This is a genomic window from Methylobacter arcticus (assembly GCF_050917435.1).
In the GTDB taxonomy this organism is placed as follows: Bacteria; Pseudomonadota; Gammaproteobacteria; order Methylococcales; family Methylomonadaceae; genus Methylobacter_A; species Methylobacter_A titanis.
In genome coordinates this window covers 3,687,485-3,706,045 of record NZ_CP159583.1, presented here as the reverse complement: position 1 = coordinate 3,706,045, position 18,561 = coordinate 3,687,485, and the positions used below count along the sequence as shown (strand labels likewise).

Annotated in this window: 23 protein-coding genes; 14 read left to right on the top strand and 9 right to left on the bottom strand. The window is 47.2% G+C overall.

Annotation, left to right across the window (positions count from 1 at the left end):
* Window positions 1–361 precede the first annotated feature (361 nt).
* The 4 genes from ABXJ76_RS17755 to ABXJ76_RS17740 all read left to right on the top strand — a co-directional run bounded on the left by ABXJ76_RS17755 (window position 362) and on the right by ABXJ76_RS17740 (window position 3,613).
* The gene (locus ABXJ76_RS17755) at window positions 362–697 is read left to right on the top strand and encodes a TraR/DksA family transcriptional regulator (protein WP_432742498.1); all 336 of its coding nucleotides are present in this window, start codon (window positions 362–364) and stop codon (window positions 695–697) included.
* A gap of 450 nt (window positions 698–1,147) precedes the next feature.
* Window positions 1,148–1,648 carry an OmpH family outer membrane protein gene (locus ABXJ76_RS17750; protein ID WP_432742496.1) on the top strand — a complete coding sequence of 167 codons (501 nt, stop codon included), beginning with the start codon at window positions 1,148–1,150 and terminating at the stop codon, window positions 1,646–1,648.
* A gap of 305 nt (window positions 1,649–1,953) precedes the next feature.
* Window positions 1,954–3,195 carry an ISL3 family transposase gene (locus tag ABXJ76_RS17745; RefSeq protein ID WP_432742494.1) on the top strand — a complete coding sequence of 414 codons (1,242 nt, stop codon included), beginning with the start codon at window positions 1,954–1,956 and terminating at the stop codon, window positions 3,193–3,195.
* Window positions 3,196–3,289: 94 nt separating this feature from the next.
* On the top strand, window positions 3,290–3,613 hold the full coding sequence (locus ABXJ76_RS17740; protein WP_432742492.1) for an ectoine synthase: 324 nt from the start codon (window positions 3,290–3,292) through the stop codon (window positions 3,611–3,613).
* A gap of 158 nt (window positions 3,614–3,771) precedes the next feature.
* On the opposite strand, the gene ABXJ76_RS17735 is transcribed toward ABXJ76_RS17740, so the two are convergent.
* Together ABXJ76_RS17735 and ABXJ76_RS17730 are read right to left on the bottom strand one after the other, a co-directional pair.
* A complete protein-coding gene (locus tag ABXJ76_RS17735) occupies window positions 3,772–4,488 on the bottom strand; it encodes an SDR family oxidoreductase (RefSeq protein WP_432742490.1) in 717 nt (238 codons plus the stop codon).
* Window positions 4,476–5,468: an SPL family radical SAM protein gene (locus ABXJ76_RS17730; RefSeq protein ID WP_432742488.1), complete on the bottom strand. Its 993-nt coding sequence runs from the start codon at window positions 5,466–5,468 to the stop codon at window positions 4,476–4,478. Before ABXJ76_RS17730 ends, ABXJ76_RS17735 begins: the two co-directional genes overlap by 13 nt.
* 124 nt (window positions 5,469–5,592) lie before the next feature.
* Here ABXJ76_RS17730 and proC point away from each other — a divergent pair, with 124 nt between their 5' ends.
* The 8 genes from proC to ABXJ76_RS17690 all read left to right on the top strand — a co-directional run bounded on the left by proC (window position 5,593) and on the right by ABXJ76_RS17690 (window position 10,225).
* The gene (proC, locus tag ABXJ76_RS17725; RefSeq protein ID WP_432742486.1) at window positions 5,593–6,420 is read left to right on the top strand and encodes a pyrroline-5-carboxylate reductase; all 828 of its coding nucleotides are present in this window, start codon (window positions 5,593–5,595) and stop codon (window positions 6,418–6,420) included.
* Complete coding sequence (locus tag ABXJ76_RS17720; RefSeq protein WP_432742484.1) at window positions 6,420–6,995, top strand: YggT family protein; 576 nt, start codon at window positions 6,420–6,422, stop codon at window positions 6,993–6,995. The genes proC and ABXJ76_RS17720 overlap by 1 nt, the downstream gene beginning before the upstream one ends.
* 86 nt (window positions 6,996–7,081) lie before the next feature.
* Window positions 7,082–7,210 carry a hypothetical protein gene (locus tag ABXJ76_RS17715; RefSeq protein WP_432742482.1) on the top strand — a complete coding sequence of 43 codons (129 nt, stop codon included), beginning with the start codon at window positions 7,082–7,084 and terminating at the stop codon, window positions 7,208–7,210.
* 156 nt (window positions 7,211–7,366) lie between these two features.
* The gene (locus tag ABXJ76_RS17710) at window positions 7,367–8,362 is read left to right on the top strand and encodes a DUF4124 domain-containing protein (RefSeq protein WP_432742480.1); all 996 of its coding nucleotides are present in this window, start codon (window positions 7,367–7,369) and stop codon (window positions 8,360–8,362) included.
* 177 nt (window positions 8,363–8,539) lie between these two features.
* A complete protein-coding gene (locus ABXJ76_RS17705) occupies window positions 8,540–8,779 on the top strand; it encodes a type II toxin-antitoxin system Phd/YefM family antitoxin (RefSeq protein WP_432742478.1) in 240 nt (79 codons plus the stop codon).
* A gap of 50 nt (window positions 8,780–8,829) precedes the next feature.
* Window positions 8,830–9,060, top strand: coding sequence for a type II toxin-antitoxin system RelE family toxin (locus ABXJ76_RS17700; RefSeq protein WP_432746569.1), 231 nt, complete (start codon window positions 8,830–8,832; stop codon window positions 9,058–9,060).
* Window positions 9,061–9,114: 54 nt separating this feature from the next.
* Window positions 9,115–9,645, top strand: coding sequence for a helix-turn-helix domain-containing protein (locus ABXJ76_RS17695; protein WP_432742476.1), 531 nt, complete (start codon window positions 9,115–9,117; stop codon window positions 9,643–9,645).
* A 34-nt stretch (window positions 9,646–9,679) separates the two neighbouring features.
* Complete coding sequence (locus tag ABXJ76_RS17690; protein ID WP_432742474.1) at window positions 9,680–10,225, top strand: transposase; 546 nt, start codon at window positions 9,680–9,682, stop codon at window positions 10,223–10,225.
* 24 nt (window positions 10,226–10,249) lie between these two features.
* Here ABXJ76_RS17690 and ABXJ76_RS17685 read toward each other — a convergent pair whose 3' ends face one another.
* Complete coding sequence (locus ABXJ76_RS17685; RefSeq protein WP_432742473.1) at window positions 10,250–11,119, bottom strand: LysR substrate-binding domain-containing protein; 870 nt, start codon at window positions 11,117–11,119, stop codon at window positions 10,250–10,252.
* A gap of 201 nt (window positions 11,120–11,320) precedes the next feature.
* On the opposite strand from ABXJ76_RS17685, the gene ABXJ76_RS17680 reads away from it, so the two are divergent.
* Both ABXJ76_RS17680 and ABXJ76_RS17675 read left to right on the top strand, forming a co-directional pair.
* Window positions 11,321–12,877, top strand: coding sequence for a catalase (locus tag ABXJ76_RS17680; RefSeq protein ID WP_432742471.1), 1,557 nt, complete (start codon window positions 11,321–11,323; stop codon window positions 12,875–12,877).
* Between the two features lie 69 nt (window positions 12,878–12,946).
* Window positions 12,947–13,489 (top strand): ankyrin repeat domain-containing protein, encoded by a 543-nt coding sequence (locus ABXJ76_RS17675; protein ID WP_432742469.1) that lies wholly within the window; start codon window positions 12,947–12,949, stop codon window positions 13,487–13,489.
* A gap of 183 nt (window positions 13,490–13,672) precedes the next feature.
* Here the strand turns inward: ABXJ76_RS17675 and argB are convergent, their stop codons facing one another.
* The 6 genes from argB to ABXJ76_RS17645 form a co-directional block, all read right to left on the bottom strand.
* Window positions 13,673–14,569 carry an acetylglutamate kinase gene (gene argB / locus ABXJ76_RS17670; RefSeq protein ID WP_432746567.1) on the bottom strand — a complete coding sequence of 299 codons (897 nt, stop codon included), beginning with the start codon at window positions 14,567–14,569 and terminating at the stop codon, window positions 13,673–13,675.
* A gap of 53 nt (window positions 14,570–14,622) precedes the next feature.
* Window positions 14,623–15,900 (bottom strand): dihydroorotase, encoded by a 1,278-nt coding sequence (locus ABXJ76_RS17665; protein ID WP_432742467.1) that lies wholly within the window; start codon window positions 15,898–15,900, stop codon window positions 14,623–14,625.
* Window positions 15,897–16,910: an aspartate carbamoyltransferase catalytic subunit gene (locus ABXJ76_RS17660; protein WP_432742465.1), complete on the bottom strand. Its 1,014-nt coding sequence runs from the start codon at window positions 16,908–16,910 to the stop codon at window positions 15,897–15,899. The genes ABXJ76_RS17665 and ABXJ76_RS17660 overlap by 4 nt, the downstream gene beginning before the upstream one ends.
* A gap of 3 nt (window positions 16,911–16,913) precedes the next feature.
* Window positions 16,914–17,420: a bifunctional pyr operon transcriptional regulator/uracil phosphoribosyltransferase PyrR gene (pyrR, locus tag ABXJ76_RS17655; RefSeq protein ID WP_432742463.1), complete on the bottom strand. Its 507-nt coding sequence runs from the start codon at window positions 17,418–17,420 to the stop codon at window positions 16,914–16,916.
* On the bottom strand, window positions 17,421–17,879 hold the full coding sequence (ruvX, locus tag ABXJ76_RS17650; RefSeq protein WP_432742462.1) for a Holliday junction resolvase RuvX: 459 nt from the start codon (window positions 17,877–17,879) through the stop codon (window positions 17,421–17,423).
* A gap of 118 nt (window positions 17,880–17,997) precedes the next feature.
* On the bottom strand, window positions 17,998–18,561 hold the full coding sequence (locus tag ABXJ76_RS17645) for a YqgE/AlgH family protein (RefSeq protein WP_432742460.1): 564 nt from the start codon (window positions 18,559–18,561) through the stop codon (window positions 17,998–18,000).

Below are 18,561 nucleotides of genomic sequence, written 5' to 3'. Positions count from 1 at the left end.
TCCGTATTTCCGGCAAACACACGTCGAATCTGCCGGAAACGCTATCACGCACTACGCTTGGGTAGTCTTATTCCTGCCTACATAGCGGTATTTGGGAAAGATGTCTATTGCACACGGGCATGGGTTATATTTTTCAGCATAGCGCTTTCCATACGCTCGCTCTAGCTCATTCCGGTGTTTTATAGGGCCAGCAGACAACAAAATGCAAGCCGAACCTGATAAGGTTGCCGAATATGATCTGATGGGCTGAATCTAAAGGCTGACGAATTGCATTTTACAGGGTGAGTGATAGGATGCTATAGGTTATCAATGAAAATCGGCTTTATACGCCACTAAGGCCGGACAAAAAAGGACGTTTTTTATGAAAGAATATGAAGAAGTACGCCACAGTCTAATCGACATGCTGGAAGATCTTGATGATCGACTGACTAAGATTACGCATGATGTTAAAGAGCCTTTAGATAAAGACTTTGAAGAGCAGGCGACCCAAGCGGAAAATGATGAGGTTTTGGATGGCTTGGGCAATGCGGCCAGAACGGAAATAGAAATGGTCAAGCAGGCTATCGCCAGAATAGATAAGGGCCAATACGGGTTGTGTCAGGTTTGTGGGCAACCGATCAGTAAGGAGCGATTAAAAGCCATACCTTATTCCACTCTGTGTATAAAGTGCGCCAGCCAAGTGGGCGCTAAGCAATAAAAGTCGGTTTAGGGTCACTACTCGGCCATCAATATAGTCGAACGCAGATACAGCTTCCGCTCCTGCATTGCTCTCGATCGCTGTTCCCAACGCGATTCTACCTCCCCCATCCATGGGGTCGTACCTCCTGCGTCCATGCAAGTCGTGCTCACGCTAAGCATCTATATCCCTGTAGGCGACGCGGATAGTTTAAGATAAAAATAAGATTTTTTTCTTAAACTATCCGCGTTTATCCTATTTATCTGTGTCGCCTACAGGGACAGATATTTACTCCTGCGTTCTATTTTTCTAACGGCTGAATCGTTACGTTTTAGGATGAAAAACGGAGGTTGCAAGGCCATTTTTTCAAATCTTTTTGGTTAAATAGCTTCTCCCACTTATAATTCGTCAAAACGTCCACGTTTTTTATTATTTCCCCCTATTTCACTACAACCAGAGACCTGTTTAACAATGAAAATGAAAATTGCTCTATTTTTAGGATTGTTGCTCATTACCAATGTGAGCTTTGCTGATTTAAAGATTGGTTTTGTCAATATACCTGCCGTTCTTGAAAAAGCCCCCCAAGCTGAAAAAGCTAAAAAACGATTGGAACAAGAGTTTTCACCGCGCGATAAGCAGTTAGTTGCTCAGCAAAAAGAAATTCAAAGCATGGATGATAGAATAGCCAAAGATTCCGCCGTAATGGGTGCGTCAGAGCGAACAAACATGGAAAGAGATATCCTCAACAAGAAAAGGGATGCAAAAAGAGCTCAACAAGAATTTAGCGAAGATTTTAATGTTCGTCGTAATGAAGAATTGGGTAAGTTGCAAAATCGTATTGTTGAAGTTATTCGCGGCATAGCCAAAGATCAAAGCTATGATTTGCTGCTTACTGATGGTGTTATTTATGCCAGCGACCAAATTGATGTCACGGCTCAAGTTCAACAAAAATTAGCTGCCTTGCCAAATTAATTGATTTTTACCGGCAGTCCTTGAGACTGTCGGAGCAACAAGTTCCATCGTAAAGGCGACCGTCTGGCTGCCTTTACGGCACAGATGTCATCATGTGCCTTTGATTTCTCCCGTTTCCCTCTTTATCATCAAACCTGGCTGCGTAGATTAAATTGCCGTATTTCCGGCAATCCAACCCAAATTTTGCCTGATGAATTTGGCTCTTCCCGATTTCGTGGGGTAGCTACTACATGTAGTATAAGATAGCTGAACGCCAACAAGCTTACCGACCTACCTGTAATCAGGAAATAGACAATAAGAGAGCCATGCTAATACAAATTCCCCTGGATATTCCTGATGTACAAATTGAAAAACTGGATACGTCCTCAAAAAAAGGTTTTGTGCTAACGCTTACCAGTACGCTAAAAGGCACAACTTGTAAGTGCTGCGGCAAACCGATTGATAAATTTTATGGGTACAGCAAAGAGATCACGTTACGGCATTTGCCAATATTAGACAAAACCGTTTGGCTTAAAATAAAACCTAAACGCTATCAATGCCCTGATTGCGATAACGGTCCCACGACCACGCAGACCTGCAGCTGGTATGACAGTAAAAGTCCGCATACCAAGGCCTATGAACAATGGCTATTGCGCGACTTGATTAATAGCACGATTACCGATGTCAGCATGAAGCGTGGTATCGGTGAAGCCGCTGTGGAAGGGATCATCAACCGCCATATTCATCAGCAGGTTTACTGGCAGACTATTAAAGCCATACCGTTACTCGGCATTGATGAGATTGCGTTGAAGAAAGGCCACAAGGATTTTGTCGTGATTGTCTCAGCCATTAATGAGCAGGGAGAAAAACACATATTGGCGGTACTACCTGATCGAAAGAAAGACACCGTCAAAGCTTTTTTGGCGGCTATTCCAGTATTACAAAAAGCAACGATCCAGCGGGTCTGCGTTGATATGTATGAAGGTTATAGCAATGCTGTGTACGAGGCTTTATCAGGGGTTGTGGTCATCGTTGATCGGTTTCATGTTGCTAAGAACTACCGAGGCTGCGCAGACAAGGCCAGAAAGCAGGAAATACGTGCCCTTAAAAAGACCCTGTCCGATAAAGAGTATGCCGAACTCAAAGGCGTGATGTGGATATTTCGGAAGCGTTGGGCGGATATAACCGAGGAGCAACAGGTGCCGCTGTTAATGTTGTTCCGTTATTCACCCATGCTTCAGCAAGTTTATATTTTCAGAGAAGTCATGACCTCTATTTTTAATAGGCCCTTGACTAAAGCGCAGGCTGTAATAGAACTGGAGGCCTGGATTAAGCAGGTACAAAAACTGGAACTGAGTTGCTTTGATTCGTTTGTGGGAACATTACGGAAGTGGATGGATGAAATCACCAATTATTTCATTCAACGGCAATCGAGTGGTTTTGTCGAAGGTCTCAATAACAAAATCAAAGTCATCAAGCGGCGTTGTTATGGGATATATGACTTAGGTCGGTTATTCCAGCATATCTGGCTTGATGTCGAAGGTAGGCGGTTATTTGGCTATGCCTAACACTATATGTAGTGGTCACCCCACGAAATCGGGAAGAGCCGAAAAAACCGGACGCCGTATCGTATCACCGGATAACAACTGAGAAAGTACCCGGTTGTTATTGAAAGATGACAATATGGGGTTTTCCTTTCATATCACCACGATTTACCGGGGCGCTGATTTTCAGATGCATTATCAACATCATCTGGAATCTGTCTACTGCATTTCCGGGGAAGGTGAGGTTGAAACCCTGACTGACGGTAACAAACATGCCATTACTCCGGGTACGATTTATATCCTGGATAAACACGATAAGCATATATTGCGTGCTTTTAAGGAAATGAAACCGGCCTGTGTGTTTAATCCTCCTTTGAGCGGTAAGGAAGTACACAATGCTGATGGCGCTTATGAGTTGATTTCAGAGGCCGTTGCCGACTAATCGAATGTCTTTTTTGTCTATAATGCGCTGAGTAAGCGGGTTGCAGAGCCGCTCTCGACTAACCCGCCGCGCCCGGAATACATCTCACGAGAAAGCATATTCAAGCCATTGTCCCGCAAACTGCTCAATTCATCCTCGATTAGCTGGGTTAAAAATTCTCATGATTTTTTGAATTTTACCACCTTGTTCAAAGGACTCAGATTGATTTCATCGACCACGATATGGGCTCGCGAATTAAGCACATAGGAGACTGCTTCGGCGACATCTTCCGGCTTTATAAAATGGCTATCCTCGTCGCCCGGCTCAAAAGACAGTTGTTCAAAAAATGCCGTTTTGACCATGCCGGGATTAATCAGGCAAACCCGCACCTTGCTTTTGCCGCATTCTTCGCGCAAGGCTTGGGTAAAGCCGCGCAGCGCAAACTTGCTGGCGCAATACATCGCCCCTTTGCGGCTGCCTTTTAAGGCGGCTTCCGAGCCGATAAAAACCAAATCGCTGTGCTCTTTACGTTTTAACGCAGGCAGTAACGCTCTCACCAAAAAGGCCTGGCTGGTAAAGTTCAGCGTCATCAGCTCTTCAATTTGAGCGTAGGAAAACTCCTCTATTGAGCCGAACTGTCCTCTCCCTGCACAAAAAACCACCGCATCGATTTCGGGAAAGGCTTGTTCCAGTTCGCCGATTTTTTGCGCTATATCGGTTAACCGGCTTAAATCCAGTTGCACGGGAGTGAAGTTATCCATCGGTCGGATAAACTTGGCGCTATCGCGGGATACGCCGAGCACCCGATGCCCCTGTTGCAATAAATGCCTGGCGATGGCTCGGCCTATGCCGGAACTGGCCCCGGTCACCAGAATGGTACGTTTTATAGCGTGCATGGAAAAAATTTGTCGGATGGTATGTAAGTTAAGATTTGTTTGCTGCAGTAATGCATCATCTCCTGCTCCAGTTCTTGTTTATACGAAACCATACCTTGTTGACTCACCAAGGGGCCTGCAAAAAGTTTTTCTTCGGGATAAAGTTTCTGTACCTTTTTAAAGAAATTCTCCGGCAGTCTGAACACGCCCAGACTGACCGAGTGCAACAGGTTTAGATCGATGCGGGAAAAAACCTGCTCGAATAATTGCCGATACTGCTGCTGGTAGCCGGATTGATAAAGCAACGGGTCGAAGCGCAGTCCGATTTGCCAGCCTTGTTGCTGAAGCTTGCACAGTGCATCCAGACGCCGCTGTACCGATGGCGCTTTATCTTCGACTTTTGCGGCTATTTCATCCGGCGACAGGCTGAATGCCACGATGCAGCGGGGAAGCGGTTCGCGATTTAACAGGCTTCTGACCTGGGTGCTTTTGGTTCTTAGTTCCAGCCAGGCATTGGGCAGTGTCGCAAAAAACGGCAAAAACTGCTCGGCAAACCGGGTGACCGGTTCCAAAGCCAGGCTGTCGCAATCGTAGCCGGAAAAGAAATGCAGGTTTTCGTTCGGCGACCCGGCGCACAGTTGCCGGATGTCTTGTTGGAAATCCTCGTAATTGACAAACAGCAGGTAGTTGGCCGACTGATACATGCCCTGCAAAAAACAGTAGCGGCAATCGTACAGACAGTTGAGCATGTGCGAGAAATAATAATTTCTTGTCGCCCCGATGCCGTAACCCAGCGGGGCAGGCAGCGCAAAGTTTTTATATTTTTCCGCCAGTATCAGGGCAGGCTGTTGCTTTTGCAGGCGAAAGTTTTGCGCTTTGGGGTTAAACACTTCGCCGTAACGGCCGCAGGTTATTTTTCTGGCTTGGGGAAATCGCGCCACAATATCGAGAACACGTGGGTGCTGCAAGATAGCTTGTTCTATATAAATGGTTTCAATCATAAGTTCTGTTTATCGTTTGGTACGGGTAATGTAGCACAGCTTGCCAGATCAAAAGCCTTGTGATTTATTATGCCGACCTCATATAGGGTAAAATACTTTCAACTCAACCAACACATTAACCAGCATGAAAATACATAAAATAGGATTTATCGGCGGCGGTAATATGGCATCCAGTTTGATTAGCGGATTGATTGCCAGCGGACATACACCGGAGCAGATTTGGGTGTCGGATATTAACCCGGACACGCTGACTGACCTGGCGAAACAACTGCACATTAATACTTCGGTTAACAATGACGACATCATTAATGCGGTCGATGTCGTGGTTTTAGCGGTCAAGCCGCAGATACTGAGCGCTGTAGCGCAAAGCATCGCCCCGCTGATTCAGCAAAAAAAATCGCTGGTGGTCTCTATTGCCGCCGGTATAAACCAGAACAGTTTAAGCCGCTGGTTAGGCGCTGATACCGCGATAGTGCGTTGCATGCCCAACACTCCGGCGCTGGTATTGACCGGCGCTACCGCCTTGCATGCCAACGACAAGGTGACGGCTGAACAACGCGATCTGGCGGAAAACATCTTACGGTCGGTCGGCATTGCGTTGTGGGTTAAGGATGAAGCCGAGTTGGATGCGGTGACCGCTGTTTCCGGCAGCGGCCCCGCCTATTATTTTCTACTGATGGAAGCCATGGAAAAAGCCGCATTAGAGCTGGGTTTGAGCGAACAGACCGCGCGTTTACTGGTACAACAGACGGCATTGGGCGCGGCCAAAATAGCGCTGGAATCGGCCGAATCGCCAGAACAGTTACGCAAGCGCGTCACCTCTCCCGGCGGCACGACCCAGCAGGCTATAGAAACGTTTGAGCAAGGCGGTTTTACCGAGCTGGTTGCAAAAGCCTTACATGCGGCACGAGACCGTTCTATTGAAATGTCTAAACAAATGGAGAATTTCTAATGGGTTCAAGCTACATGGCCGATCCGGCTATTTTTATCATCGATTCGCTGTTTTCTCTGTATATTTTAGCGGTGTTACTGCGCTTTTTATTGCAATGGTGCGGCGCCGATTTTTACAACCCAATTTCCCAGTTTCTGGTCAAAGTGACGCACCCGCCGTTAAAACTGCTACGCCGCTTTGTTCCGTCTATCGGAAAAATAGATACGTCGTCGCTGGTTCTGGTCTTTGGCCTGCAAATGCTGGCCGATTTTTCCATATTACTGCTGAAAGGCATCGCTATCAGTATCGGCGCATTGACGATTTTATCGTTGACCCAGCTGGTTTCGTTGCTGATCAACATCTTCATCTATGCCGTATTTGCCAGAGCCATTCTCAGCTGGCTGAATCCCGGCTCGTTTAATGCCGCATCGTCTATCTTGAACAGCCTGACCGAACCTGTGCTTGATCTTTGCCGCAAATTCATTCCCGATCTGGGCGGCATTGACTTGTCGCCTTTAGCCGCGTTAATGCTATTGCAACTGGCAAAAATGGTGGTGCTGCCGCCGCTGCATCAATTAGCCAATTTGATTGGTTAAACCGGTGATCGGTTGAACGGGTACCGCTGGCAACATCGCGTTTTGACGCAGAAGCTCCCTGTTCAACCCAAGGCCAGCAAGGATGAATGGTCGGGACTGCAGGGCGACAGATTAAAACTCAGGATCAAGGCGGCGCCAGTCGACGGCAAAGTCATCCGTATCTGATCGGGTTTATAGCCGATGAGTTCGCCAAAGAAATCCCCATACCTGTCTGATGCGCTGCCATTCGATCCTTCCTTGTTACGATGGCGATTTAAAGACTAAAAAACGGCCATGATGAAGCCAAGGTTTTTTGTCTTGCACCTTTTGCCTGCTCTTCCAGTATCGTTGCCCTATCATTTATTTTTCCTGGAAAAAACCACACCTCAGCCATGCAAACACGCACTTTTTCAGCCAGTATTTTTCTGGTTTGTTTTCTTTTTTTATGTGGCAGCCAGTCTGCACTTGCCAAAAAAATGTACCGTTGGGTAAATGAAAATGGCGAAACCGTTTTCTCCGATCAGGTTCCGCCGGAACAGTCTCAATATCGGCGAGAATCGCTAAGCGACAAAGGCCGGGTTCTTGCCGTCACCGAAAAGGCAAAAACAAAAGAACAGCAGGCGATGGATGAACGACTGAGTACCCTGAAAAAAGCTCAGGAAGAAATCATCGCCCAGCAACAAGCTAACGACAAAGTGCTGCTCAGCACCTTCCGTAATGTGAAGGACATGGAAGAGAGCATTGACGCAACCCTACAGTCTCTGGATGCTCAACGAAACGTGGCTCAGGGCAATTTAAAACGGGTAGAAAATCAACTGGGAATACAGCAAAAGAAAGCCGCAGAACTCGAACGTAACGGCAAAAAAATGACAAAAGATTTGCTGAGTGACATCAAACAAACAGAAGCACAGATACAAGTCGCTTATGCCGAAATAAACAAACAGATCGAAAAAAAGAATCGGGCCAAGGCCGAATTTGAAGCCGACATCGAACGTTTTACATTTTTAACCCGGGATCATAAAGACCCCTCTAAAGAATCTGACAAGATTGCAGAGAATAAAGTTGCCGATGACATGGGTTTATACACCTGCCGGACTGATGAGCTTTGCGTAAAGGCTTGGATGAGCGCGCATGAGTTCATCAAAACGCATGCCACAACACCGATTGATACCGATACTGACAAATTGATTCTGGGCAGGGCACCGGCAACCGACAGCGACCTGAGCTTGGCGATTTCAAAAATAGAAGATGAAAACAAAAAACAGCAGATTTTTCTCAACATTCGCTGTTGGGAATCATCGGCAGGCACTGAACTCTGCGCCAGCCAGAAAGTGCGTGACATAAGGACGGCATTCAGGCCGTTTATTGAGGCTGCGGTGGGTGAGTAACGGGTGCGGCGACATTCTGTAAATTCATCACGAACACACGAAGAGTAATTGATATGGTAGGCAGAAAATCTCTGCCTCGTCCACATGCTTAATTTGACATAGCCCAAAAACACACTAGAATTAATGTACAAAATGATTGTAGTTTTGTACATTTTTAGCTGATACGGGTCACTTACCATGAAAACCATCACATCAACAGAAGCCAGACAGAATTTTAGCGCTATTATCTCGGCAGTAGATGAAGAACCTGTCACCATCTTAAAACAAGATAAAAGTATCGCCGTAATTTTATCGTCGGCCAGATATAAAGAATTAGCAAGGCTGGAAGATATTTTATATGCCAAGGCGGCAGAACTGGCTATTAAAGAAGGATTTGCCTCCGATAAAGAAGCGCAAGATTTACTTGATAGCCTGTAAAAATGCGAGCGTATAGATTAACGAAGTAGGCCTTTAAAACGTTAACCGCGCTGGCAAAAAATGACCCGAAAACAGCAAAAAAACTAAAAGAAGTCATAGAAAATTTAAGAGAAGACTTAATCTTTGGCGAAAGCTTACAAGGTTACAGTAAGTTTAAAAAAATTCGAGTTGGGAAATTCAGGCTTATTTATACGCTTCAGGATAAATTACTGTTAATTGCGATTATTGAGAAAAGAGAAACCGTTTATCAGACTTTCGAGCATTTATTTACTCCCATTTGATTAAAAAATCGTCTATCTTTAAGTTAGTGAAACAGCAAACTTTAAGGGGGAGACATGATTCGCAGAATACGCCTTCAGCGCCTAGCGCCTCAAGACCGGAAAGCTTGGCAAAAGCAGTATTATGAGCATCAAAAGCAATGGCAGCGCAGACGGCTTTTGGCACTGAAAGCCATTTGGGATGGACAGAACCTGTCCGAAGTTTGCAGCCAACAAAAGGTACGTTGGCAGACGCTGGTTTATTGGCTTGACAGCTATTTACACGGTGGCTTTGATAAATTGCTTAAAAAAGCATCCGTGCATCGGAAGCAGCTTTTGTCTGAACAGCGGCAACGTATCGTGCGCTATATGATGTTACATAAAACACCGGCTGATTATGGCATTGACAGCTATCAGTGGACTGCTGATCGAATGCGTACAGTGATTGAGCAAAAGTGGCAGATCAAGATTAGCAGTGCTCGCCTGTATCAATTGTTTGATCACTGGGACCTGTCGTTACAAAAAGCACATCGCGACTATGGCCCTACTGATGCACATGAACAGGCTCAATGCATCACTGACTTAAAAAAAAACGGCACTGCTCAGTGAAGATAGTGCGTTGATTGCTTTGGATGAATAGAGCTTGCCTTACACACATTACGCTTGGGCTAAGAAAAATACCAAGCCCAGAATACCGAGCGATGAGCGCCACCGGCAAAAACTCAACGGTTTCCTGACCGTTGATGTACAACGAGGAGCCACGCGTGTTGACTTTAACGGGCAAAGCACAACTGAAGAAGCCGTAAGGGTCGTTGTACTCACTGTGTTGGTTTACCTGCAAAAAGGCTTCAGCCAGTTAACTTTTTTGCTTGATAATGCCAGAATTCACGGCAAGCGAATGGAAACAGGAGTACATGAGTTGCTTGCCGAAATCGCACAGCATGTGGCGCTGCCAGCGTTTAGCCTTGGCTTTTGGCATACTCCCAGCTATTCGCCTCAACTCAATCCGGCTGAATACCTTATTCACGAAGTACGGCGAAAGGGTTTATATAACGTGCCCTATACATTATCAGTACAGGAAAAGGCCGTGCGTATTCAGAATCAACTAGCACGAGGTTCGCCCATGACCGATTTGCAAATGCGCAGACTACTTGACTTTATAGCTCGCTCTAAAGTTAAACGGTTTTAGAGTAAGATGGGAGTAGAGATGCCCTTAATCAGATATTAGCTTTGTTAGCAGATCAAACAATTCATTTCGCGCGCTGGTCTTACGCCAAACCATACCGATAGTACGTTTGGGGACAGGTTCCTCAAACGGAATATAGCGAATACCGTCTTCAGGTTCATGAATGGCGATTTTGGGCATAAACGTTATACCGGTTCCCGCTCTGACCATTTGTCTTAACGTTTCAAGTCCTGTAGCTCTGACATCCTGCTGTTCTTCCGCGCCGTTCAACTGGCAAATCTGCAAAGCCTGTCCGCGCAGACAATGCCCTTCATCCAACAGCAATAACTGTTGATGGGATAAGTCCGACTGCGCAATCGATTTTTTCTCGGCTAACGGGTTATCAATGGCTACGGCCAGGAAGAACTCATCTTCAAACAACTGTCTGGTTTCCAGAGTGTCATCGTGTATCGGCAATGCCAACAAAGCGGCGTCAAGTTGTCCTTGTTTAAGCTGCGCAACAAGAATATCGGTTTTTTCTTCAATCAGGATCAGTCGTAGTTTCGGTAGCGCTTGTTTAATTAACGGAACCAACCCTGGAAAAATATAGGTTGAAAGTGTCGGAAATGCACCCAGCCTGAAATTACCCGTCAGGGGGTCTTGGGCGTTTCCGGCAAGCTGTTGGATTGTATCGATTTCCAGCAAGACACGTCGGGCTGAGGCGATAATCTGCTCGCCTAATTCGGTCGGCAATACTTTTTTATTGGTGCGTTCAAAAATCTGCACGCCCAGGCGTTCCTCCACTTTTTTTATTTGCGTGCTAAGCGTCGGTTGACTAATGCAGCATTGGTCGGCCGCTTGAATAAAGCTGCGCAAATCGGCTACGGCAACCAAATAATGTAAATCTCTGAGGTTCATAACAGCTCCTTACGATAGGCCAAGTCAATTGATGAGATATAAACAATCAATTATACATTGATGGCATCAATTGTTATTCTGAAATCAATAGAGGTAAGTCAGAAAAATATCTATGAAAGCCAGCTTATTTTCTATCGGCTAAAGATCAAAATTCGGTCTTTATCAGTCAAATAAAGAAAACCAAGGCCTCAGGAGGTCATTATGAAAAAGCAATCCAAATATAAATTGATAGCCAATACCATTGCAGTTGGCGTTAGCATCGCTATAACGGGTTCGGCATTAGCGGTAGAGTCTACTTTGACACGCTCTACCGGTGCGCCGGTAGGCAATAACCAGAATTCATTAACTGCCGGGCCATTGGGGCCGACTTTGTTGCAGGATCATCAGCTGATAGAAAAATTGGCGCATTTTGATCGTGAACGCATTCCTGAGCGGGTTGTCCATGCGCGGGGAACCGGAGCGTTTGGGATATTTAAGGCTACTGCGGATTTGACCGACATTACCCGCGCTGCACCTTTTCAGCTAACGGGTAAGGAAACGCCGGTTTTTGTACGCTTTTCCTCGGTCGTGCATTCCAAGCATTCACCCGAAACCTTACGCGACCCGCATGGTTTTGCCGTGAAATTTTATACCGAACAAGGTAATTGGGATTTGGTCGGTAATAATTTCCCTACCTTCTTTATTCGTGATGCGATCAAGTTTCCCGATATGGTGCATGCGTTTAAACCGAACCCCAAAACCAATATTCAGGAAGCGTCGCGCGTTTTTGACTTTTTTTCTCATATTCCGGAAGGTACGCGAACCTTAACGCTGCTGTATTCACCGTTAGGCATTCCAGCAAGTTATCGGGAAATGGATGGTGCCGGTGTTCATGCTTTTAAATTTACCAATGCGGACTGCCGGCAAACCTATGTGAAATTTACCTGGAAGTCACGTCAAGGTAATAAAGGCTTATCGCCTGAACAGGCATCGGCGATACAGGCTAAAAATTTTAATCACCTGACCGCAGACCTCTATAGCCACATCGAGCAGGGCAAGTATCCGGTTTGGGATTTATATATCCAGACCATGAAGCCTAAACAATTGGATGATTTTGATTTTAATCCGTTGGATGACACTAAAATCTGGCCGGAAGAATTGGTTGCCTCGCGTAAAGTGGGTGAATTGACGTTAAACAAGGTGCCGGACAACTTTTTCCAATCAACCGAGCAGTCGGCGTTTGCGCCCAGTAACATGATTCCAGGTATAGAGCCGTCAGAAGACAGGATGCTACAAGGGCGATTGTTTTCTTATGCCGATACCCAGCGCTATAGATTGGGCATTAATCATTTGAGTTTGCCTGTTAATGCGCCCAAAGTGACGGTGAATTCACATAATCAGGACGGGGCCGGTTACTCCACGCCGGAAACAAGTACGGTTAATTATCAACCCAGCCGCAGCGGTGAAGGTTTTGTTGATGATAAACAGTATGAATATTGCCAGTCGCCATTAGAGGGAAGCACTCAGCAAATCCCGTTTGAGAAAACGCAAAACTTCACGCAAGCAGGTGAGTTGTATCGTTCATTTTCCGAAGCCGATCAAACCCTCTTGGTCAATGCGTTTGCGGGCGATTTAAAAACGGTCGCGAACCGCGAAATCCGCACCATTATCACCAGTTTTCTCTATAAAGCCGATAGTGAATACGGTAAGCGCGTTGCCGACCAGGTCGATGTTAATTTTGATGATGTAAAACAGAGGGCCGAAAGCTATAAGGAATAAGGTACGGCGGGTGGCGGAACGAAATTCCGCCACCCGGATTTTAGATTGAGTGATGGATGAGGTAACACAATGAACAGAAGCACAGCAATATTTCTTACCTTATGGTCGCTAATGGTAGCGTTACCCGTTGGCGCTGAAGAAATAGACATTTTTACAGCAGCACGGGAAGGTGATGTCAATGCAATTAAAACCTGTGTCTTAGCAGGTTGTAATGTGAATTCGACAAACAGTGATTTTTACACGCCTTTTATCCTGGCAGCCTATTATGGTCATAATCAGGTTTTGGAAACATTGTTACAGCAGGGTGCAAATCCCTGCGCCCTTGATGCAAAGGGCAGTAATGCTTTTATGGGCGTTGCTTTTAAAGGATATGATGAAACGGTAAGATGGCTATTGGAACATACTCAATGCGATGTCAATCATCAAAATCAGGCAGGCCAAACCGCATTGATGATGGCATCGCTGTTTGGCAGGGAAGCTATTATTAAACTGTTGTTGGAACATGGAGCTAAACCGGATTTAGCCGATTATCAAGGCAATACGGCAGAAAAACTGGCCCAAGCGCAAGGCCTTTCCCGTATTGTTGAAATCATTAAGTTTCATATCCGGTAATTGCTGAACAAATTCCCGCCCATCAGATAATTAAACCCAAAAACGGAATAAAGGGAGAGCCATAGGATGCGCTGGTACGAAGCGCATCGCTCGCGTGATGAATGTTGGTATTGATACGCTTCACTGCGTTCAGCACATCCTACTGCATCCATATAGTCGTTCGTGATAAATCTTCTTAAAAAATCACCCATCCAGCAGCAAAGTCCCAACCCCCTGATCGGTAAACAGTTCCAGCAGCACCGCATGGTCGACGCGACCGTCAATAATATGCACGCTGGTGACGCCGCCTTTTATCGCATCGGTAGCGCAGCGGGTTTTGGGGATCATGCCGCCGGAAATGGTGCCGTCAGCGATAAGTTCCTCGGTCTTTTTGATCGATAAACCGGTCAGCAGCGTGCCCTGTTTGTCCAGGATGCCCGGTATATTGGTCAGCAAAATCAGTTTCTCGGCTTTTAACTGCTCGGCAATTTTTCCGGCAACCAGATCGGCATTGATGTTATAGGAATGACCGTCTTCACCAACCCCGATCGGGGCGATAACCGGAATAAAATCACTGCTGCCGAGCATATCGAGTACCGCCGGATCTATACTGCTGACTTCGCCGACATGGCCCAGATCGATAATCTCCGGGGCCAGCGCTCCAGGCAAGGCCTCGCGAGGAGTAAGATGCAGTTTTTTAGCCCGAATAAAATTGCCGTCTTTGCCGGTCAAGCCGACCGCTTTGCCGCCGTGCATGTTGATTAAATTGACGATTTCTTTATTGACCAGTCCGCCCAGCACCATCTCAACCACATCCATGGTTTCGCTGTCGGTGATGCGCATGCCGTCGACAAAGCCTGTGGTTTTACCCAGTTTTTCCAGCAACTGACCGATTTGCGGCCCGCCACCGTGAACCACTATCGGGTTTAAGCCGACCAGTTTCATCAATACGATGTCTCGTGCGAAGCTATGTTTGAGTTCTTCATCAATCATCGCATTGCCGCCGAATTTAACCACGATGGTTTTGCCTTTAAAACGTTGAATATAGGGCAGAGCCTCAATCAGCACATCGGCTATCTGGTGAGCGGTTCTTTTTTGCATCATGTTAATTTTCCGTTATTAATTGATTTTATGTGGATAAATAGCTTCTCATTCTATAGTCGGTGAATGATTTTGCCTGCCTGCAAAGTATGGGTTACCCGGCCTTTCAGGGTTTGCCCCCAAAACGGCGTGTTAACGCCCTGGCTTTTCCAGTTTTCCGCATTAATTTGCCAGTCGAGTTCCGGGTCGAAAATACACACATCGGCTGAGAAACCGGGCGTTAACGCGCCGCTGTTTAAGCGCAGCACCCGCGCCGGATTGGCGCTTAAGCAGGCGATGCCCTGTTTCAGGGTTATCGCGTGCCGTGTGACCAGTTTCAGCATTAACGGCAACAGGTTTTCCAAGGATGACATCCCCGGTTCGGTCTCCGGGAACGCCCCCAGCTTGGCGTCCAGATCATGCGGCTGATGATCGGAACAGATGCTGTTGATCGTGCCGACGGCTAGCCCTCGTCTTAAATACTGCCTATCTTCTTCGGTACGCAATGGCGGCAACACATGATAAGCGCTGTCAAACGGCTTCATGTCGTTTTCAGTCAGATGCAGTTGATGGATGGAGACATCGGCACTGACTTTCAAGCCATATTTTTTGGCCTGATGTATTTTAATCACGGATCGTTTGCAGCTTAACTGGCCAAAATGTACCCGGCAGCCGGTCAGCTCGGCCAGTTCCAGGCATTGTGCCAGAGCGATGGTTTCGGCGGCTTCGGGAATGCTGGGCAAACCGTAGCGGGTGGCGACTACGCCTTCATGGGCGCAACCGTTATTGCCCAACCAAAAATCATTAGGCCGGAACATCAATAACAAATCATGACTGGCTGCATATTCCATGGCTCGTCTTAAGATCAACAGATTTTTCACCGGCCGATTGGCATTACCGACCGCTATGCAGCCAGCTTGTTTCAGCGATAGCATCGAGCTGAGTTCGGTGCCTTCCAGTTTCTGGGTGAGGGCGCCAATGACATAAATTTGCGGGTAATCGGCTTTTTCCGCCAGCTCCTTGATCAGCTCGACCACGGCGGTGGTATCGATGACCGGCACGGTATCCGGTTGCAGGCACAGGGTGGTAACACCGGCAGCGGCAGCGGCACGCACTTCGCTTTTAAAGGTCGCTTTGCGGCTGTGTCCCATATCCCGCAAACGCGTACTTAAGTCGATAAAACCGGGGCAGACGATTTGATTTTCGGCATTGATAACCGTATCCGGTTTAAATCCAGCCGGTTCGTCAGTCACCGACACAATTTTGCCGCCTTTGATATACACGGAACCGATGCGGTCGATGTCGTTGGCCGGATCGATGATCCTGCCGTGATTGATGTGAATTTTCATCATGCAACTCCTGATTTATCGCCAGGGATGGCGTGTATGCCGCTAAGCCTGACGGGAGCCGGTGCGATTTGCATCGCCATTGCCATGATTGCCATGCGCACCGCGATGCCGTTGCTGACTTGTTTGAGTATTACCGACTGTGGGCCGTCCGCGACTTTGGAATCAATTTCTACGCCCCGGTTGATCGGGCCTGGGTGCATCACGATAGCATCGGGTTTGGCGATTTTGAGTTTTTCTTCGGTCAGTCCGAAACACTTGAAATACTCGCTTTCGCTGGGCAGTAGCGCCGAACTCATGCGTTCTTTCTGCAAGCGCAGCATCATCACCACATCAATATCTTTAAGCCCTTCGGTTAAATTATGGGAAACATTCACGCCTAAACTTTCCACATGCGTCGGCAATAAGGTTTTGGGCGCGATCACTCTGACTTCGGCGGCACCCAGGGTATTTAAGGCCTGGATCTCCGAGCGCGCCACTCGAGAATGCAATATATCGCCGATAATGGCGACTCTGAGACTGGAAAAATCCGGTTTGAGCTGGCGTATGGTAAACATGTCCAGCATCGCCTGCGTCGGGTGCGCGTGCTGCCCATCGCCGGCATTGATTACGCTGATATGCGGCGCGGTCTGCTGGGCGATAAAATGCGCCGCGCCGCTGAGTGCATGGCGCACCACAAACATATCGACAAACATGGCTTCCAGATTGCGGATGGTGTCGAGCAGGCTTTCGCCTTTTGACGTGGCCGAGGTGGCGATATTCATATTGATCACGTCGGCGGACAGACGCGTCGCTGCCAATTCGAAGGTTGTTCGGGTGCGGGTACTGTTTTCAAAAAACAGATTGACGATGGTTTTGCCGCGCAATAGCGGAACTTTTTTAACCTGATGCTCGGACATCCCGGCGAATGACTCGGCAGTATCGAGAATTTCGGTTAATAAGCTCTTGCTCAGGCCTTCGATGGTCAAAAAATGTTTGAGCTTGCCTTCCGTATTTAATTGCAGGTTATCAGTCATTGCTTATGCCACTGCTTCAATAGTTTCCAGGTGAACGGCCAAGGGTTCCGGCCCGGTCAATTTAATCCGTTGATCCGGATCTAAGGTAATACTGGTACCAACACAATCGGGATTTAACGGGATTTGCCTGCCGTCGCGCTCTATCAGTACCGCCAGCACGATCTGGTTCGGCCTGCCGTAATCGAAAATTTCATTCATTGCCGCGCGTATCGTTCTGCCGGTATAAAAAACATCATCGATCAGGATAAGGTCGCGGCCTTCAATGTGAGTCGGCAGCTGGCTCGGCTTTACATTGGGGTTAACGCCGATTTGCGAAAAATCGTCCCGGTAAAATGAGATATCCAGCAGCCCCAAAGGTTCGCTGATAGCTAAACGGCGGTGCATGTGCTCGGCAATCCAGACGCCGCCGGTACGGATGCCTATCATCAGCGGATTAACCAGCTGTCGTTCATCGATAATGCGTTTTAGCTCAGCTTCCAGGTGACTTAATAATTCGGGTATTGCTAACACTTAATAGTCCTTTCTTGTACGGTCATTTAACCAGGTTTGCAAGATAAGCTGGGCGGCGAGTTGATCTTGCACTTCCCAGAGTTTGCTTGCACTGACGCTGACTTCATCAAACAGCAGTTGTTTGGCCTCATAGGTCGACAGGGTTTCATCCTGCTGAAAAACCGGCAGTTGATAACGGCCTTCCAGCTGCCGGCAAAATTTTAACATACGCGGCGTCACCGGGTTGTCCGAGCCGTCGGCCTGCTTTGATATGCCGACCACTAAACCGGCCGGCCGCCATTCTTGTATCAGCTTGCCGATGATTTCCCAGTTAGGGATTTGATTGATCGAGCGTATGGTTTGCAGCGGACTTGCGCTAACTGTGGTCGTTTGGCCGACGGCTGCGCCTATCTTTTTAGTGCCAAAATCAAAACCCAAATAGGTATCGATGTTGGTTTTGGCTAGTAAGGGGTCTTGCATAATTTATATCGCCAGGGATGGTGTGTATGCCGCAAACCTGCAGGGAGCAGGTGCGGCGTCTGATTGGTATTCAAAGAAAGATTTGGCTGAAGGTCACAGGCAATACAGTTACCCAAAATTAGCCATGTCCTGCCGGGGCAGTCAATTGATTAATATCAATGCCGATCTGGTCGGCTGCCGCACTCCAGCGCAAGTTAACGGGCGTATCAAATATAACTTGTTTACCGCAAGGCGTATTAAGCCACGCATTATCCAGGATCTCTTTTTCCAATTGCCCGGCGCCCCAACCGGCATAGCCTAACGCGACCAGATACTGTTCTGGGCCTACGCCTGTGGCAATGGCTTCAAGTACATCACGTGAAGTTGTCAGGGAAATGGTCTCTGAAACGGCTATGGTTGCATGCCAATCGCCACCGGAAGTATGTATCACGAAGCCGTGTTCCTGTTGCACCGGGCCACCTGCAAAAATCGGCATTTCGGCGGCAGCGGGCGAGGTGACGTCTATACCCATCTGTTTAAAAATTTCGCCCAGTTTCATGTCCGTTGATCGATTAATGACGATACCCAGTGCACCGTCTTCATTATGTTGACACAAATAGGTAACCGTATGAAAAAAATTGGGATCCGCCAGATTGGGCATGGCGATAATAAACTGGTTGGTTAAGTAAGTAGCTTGGTTCAT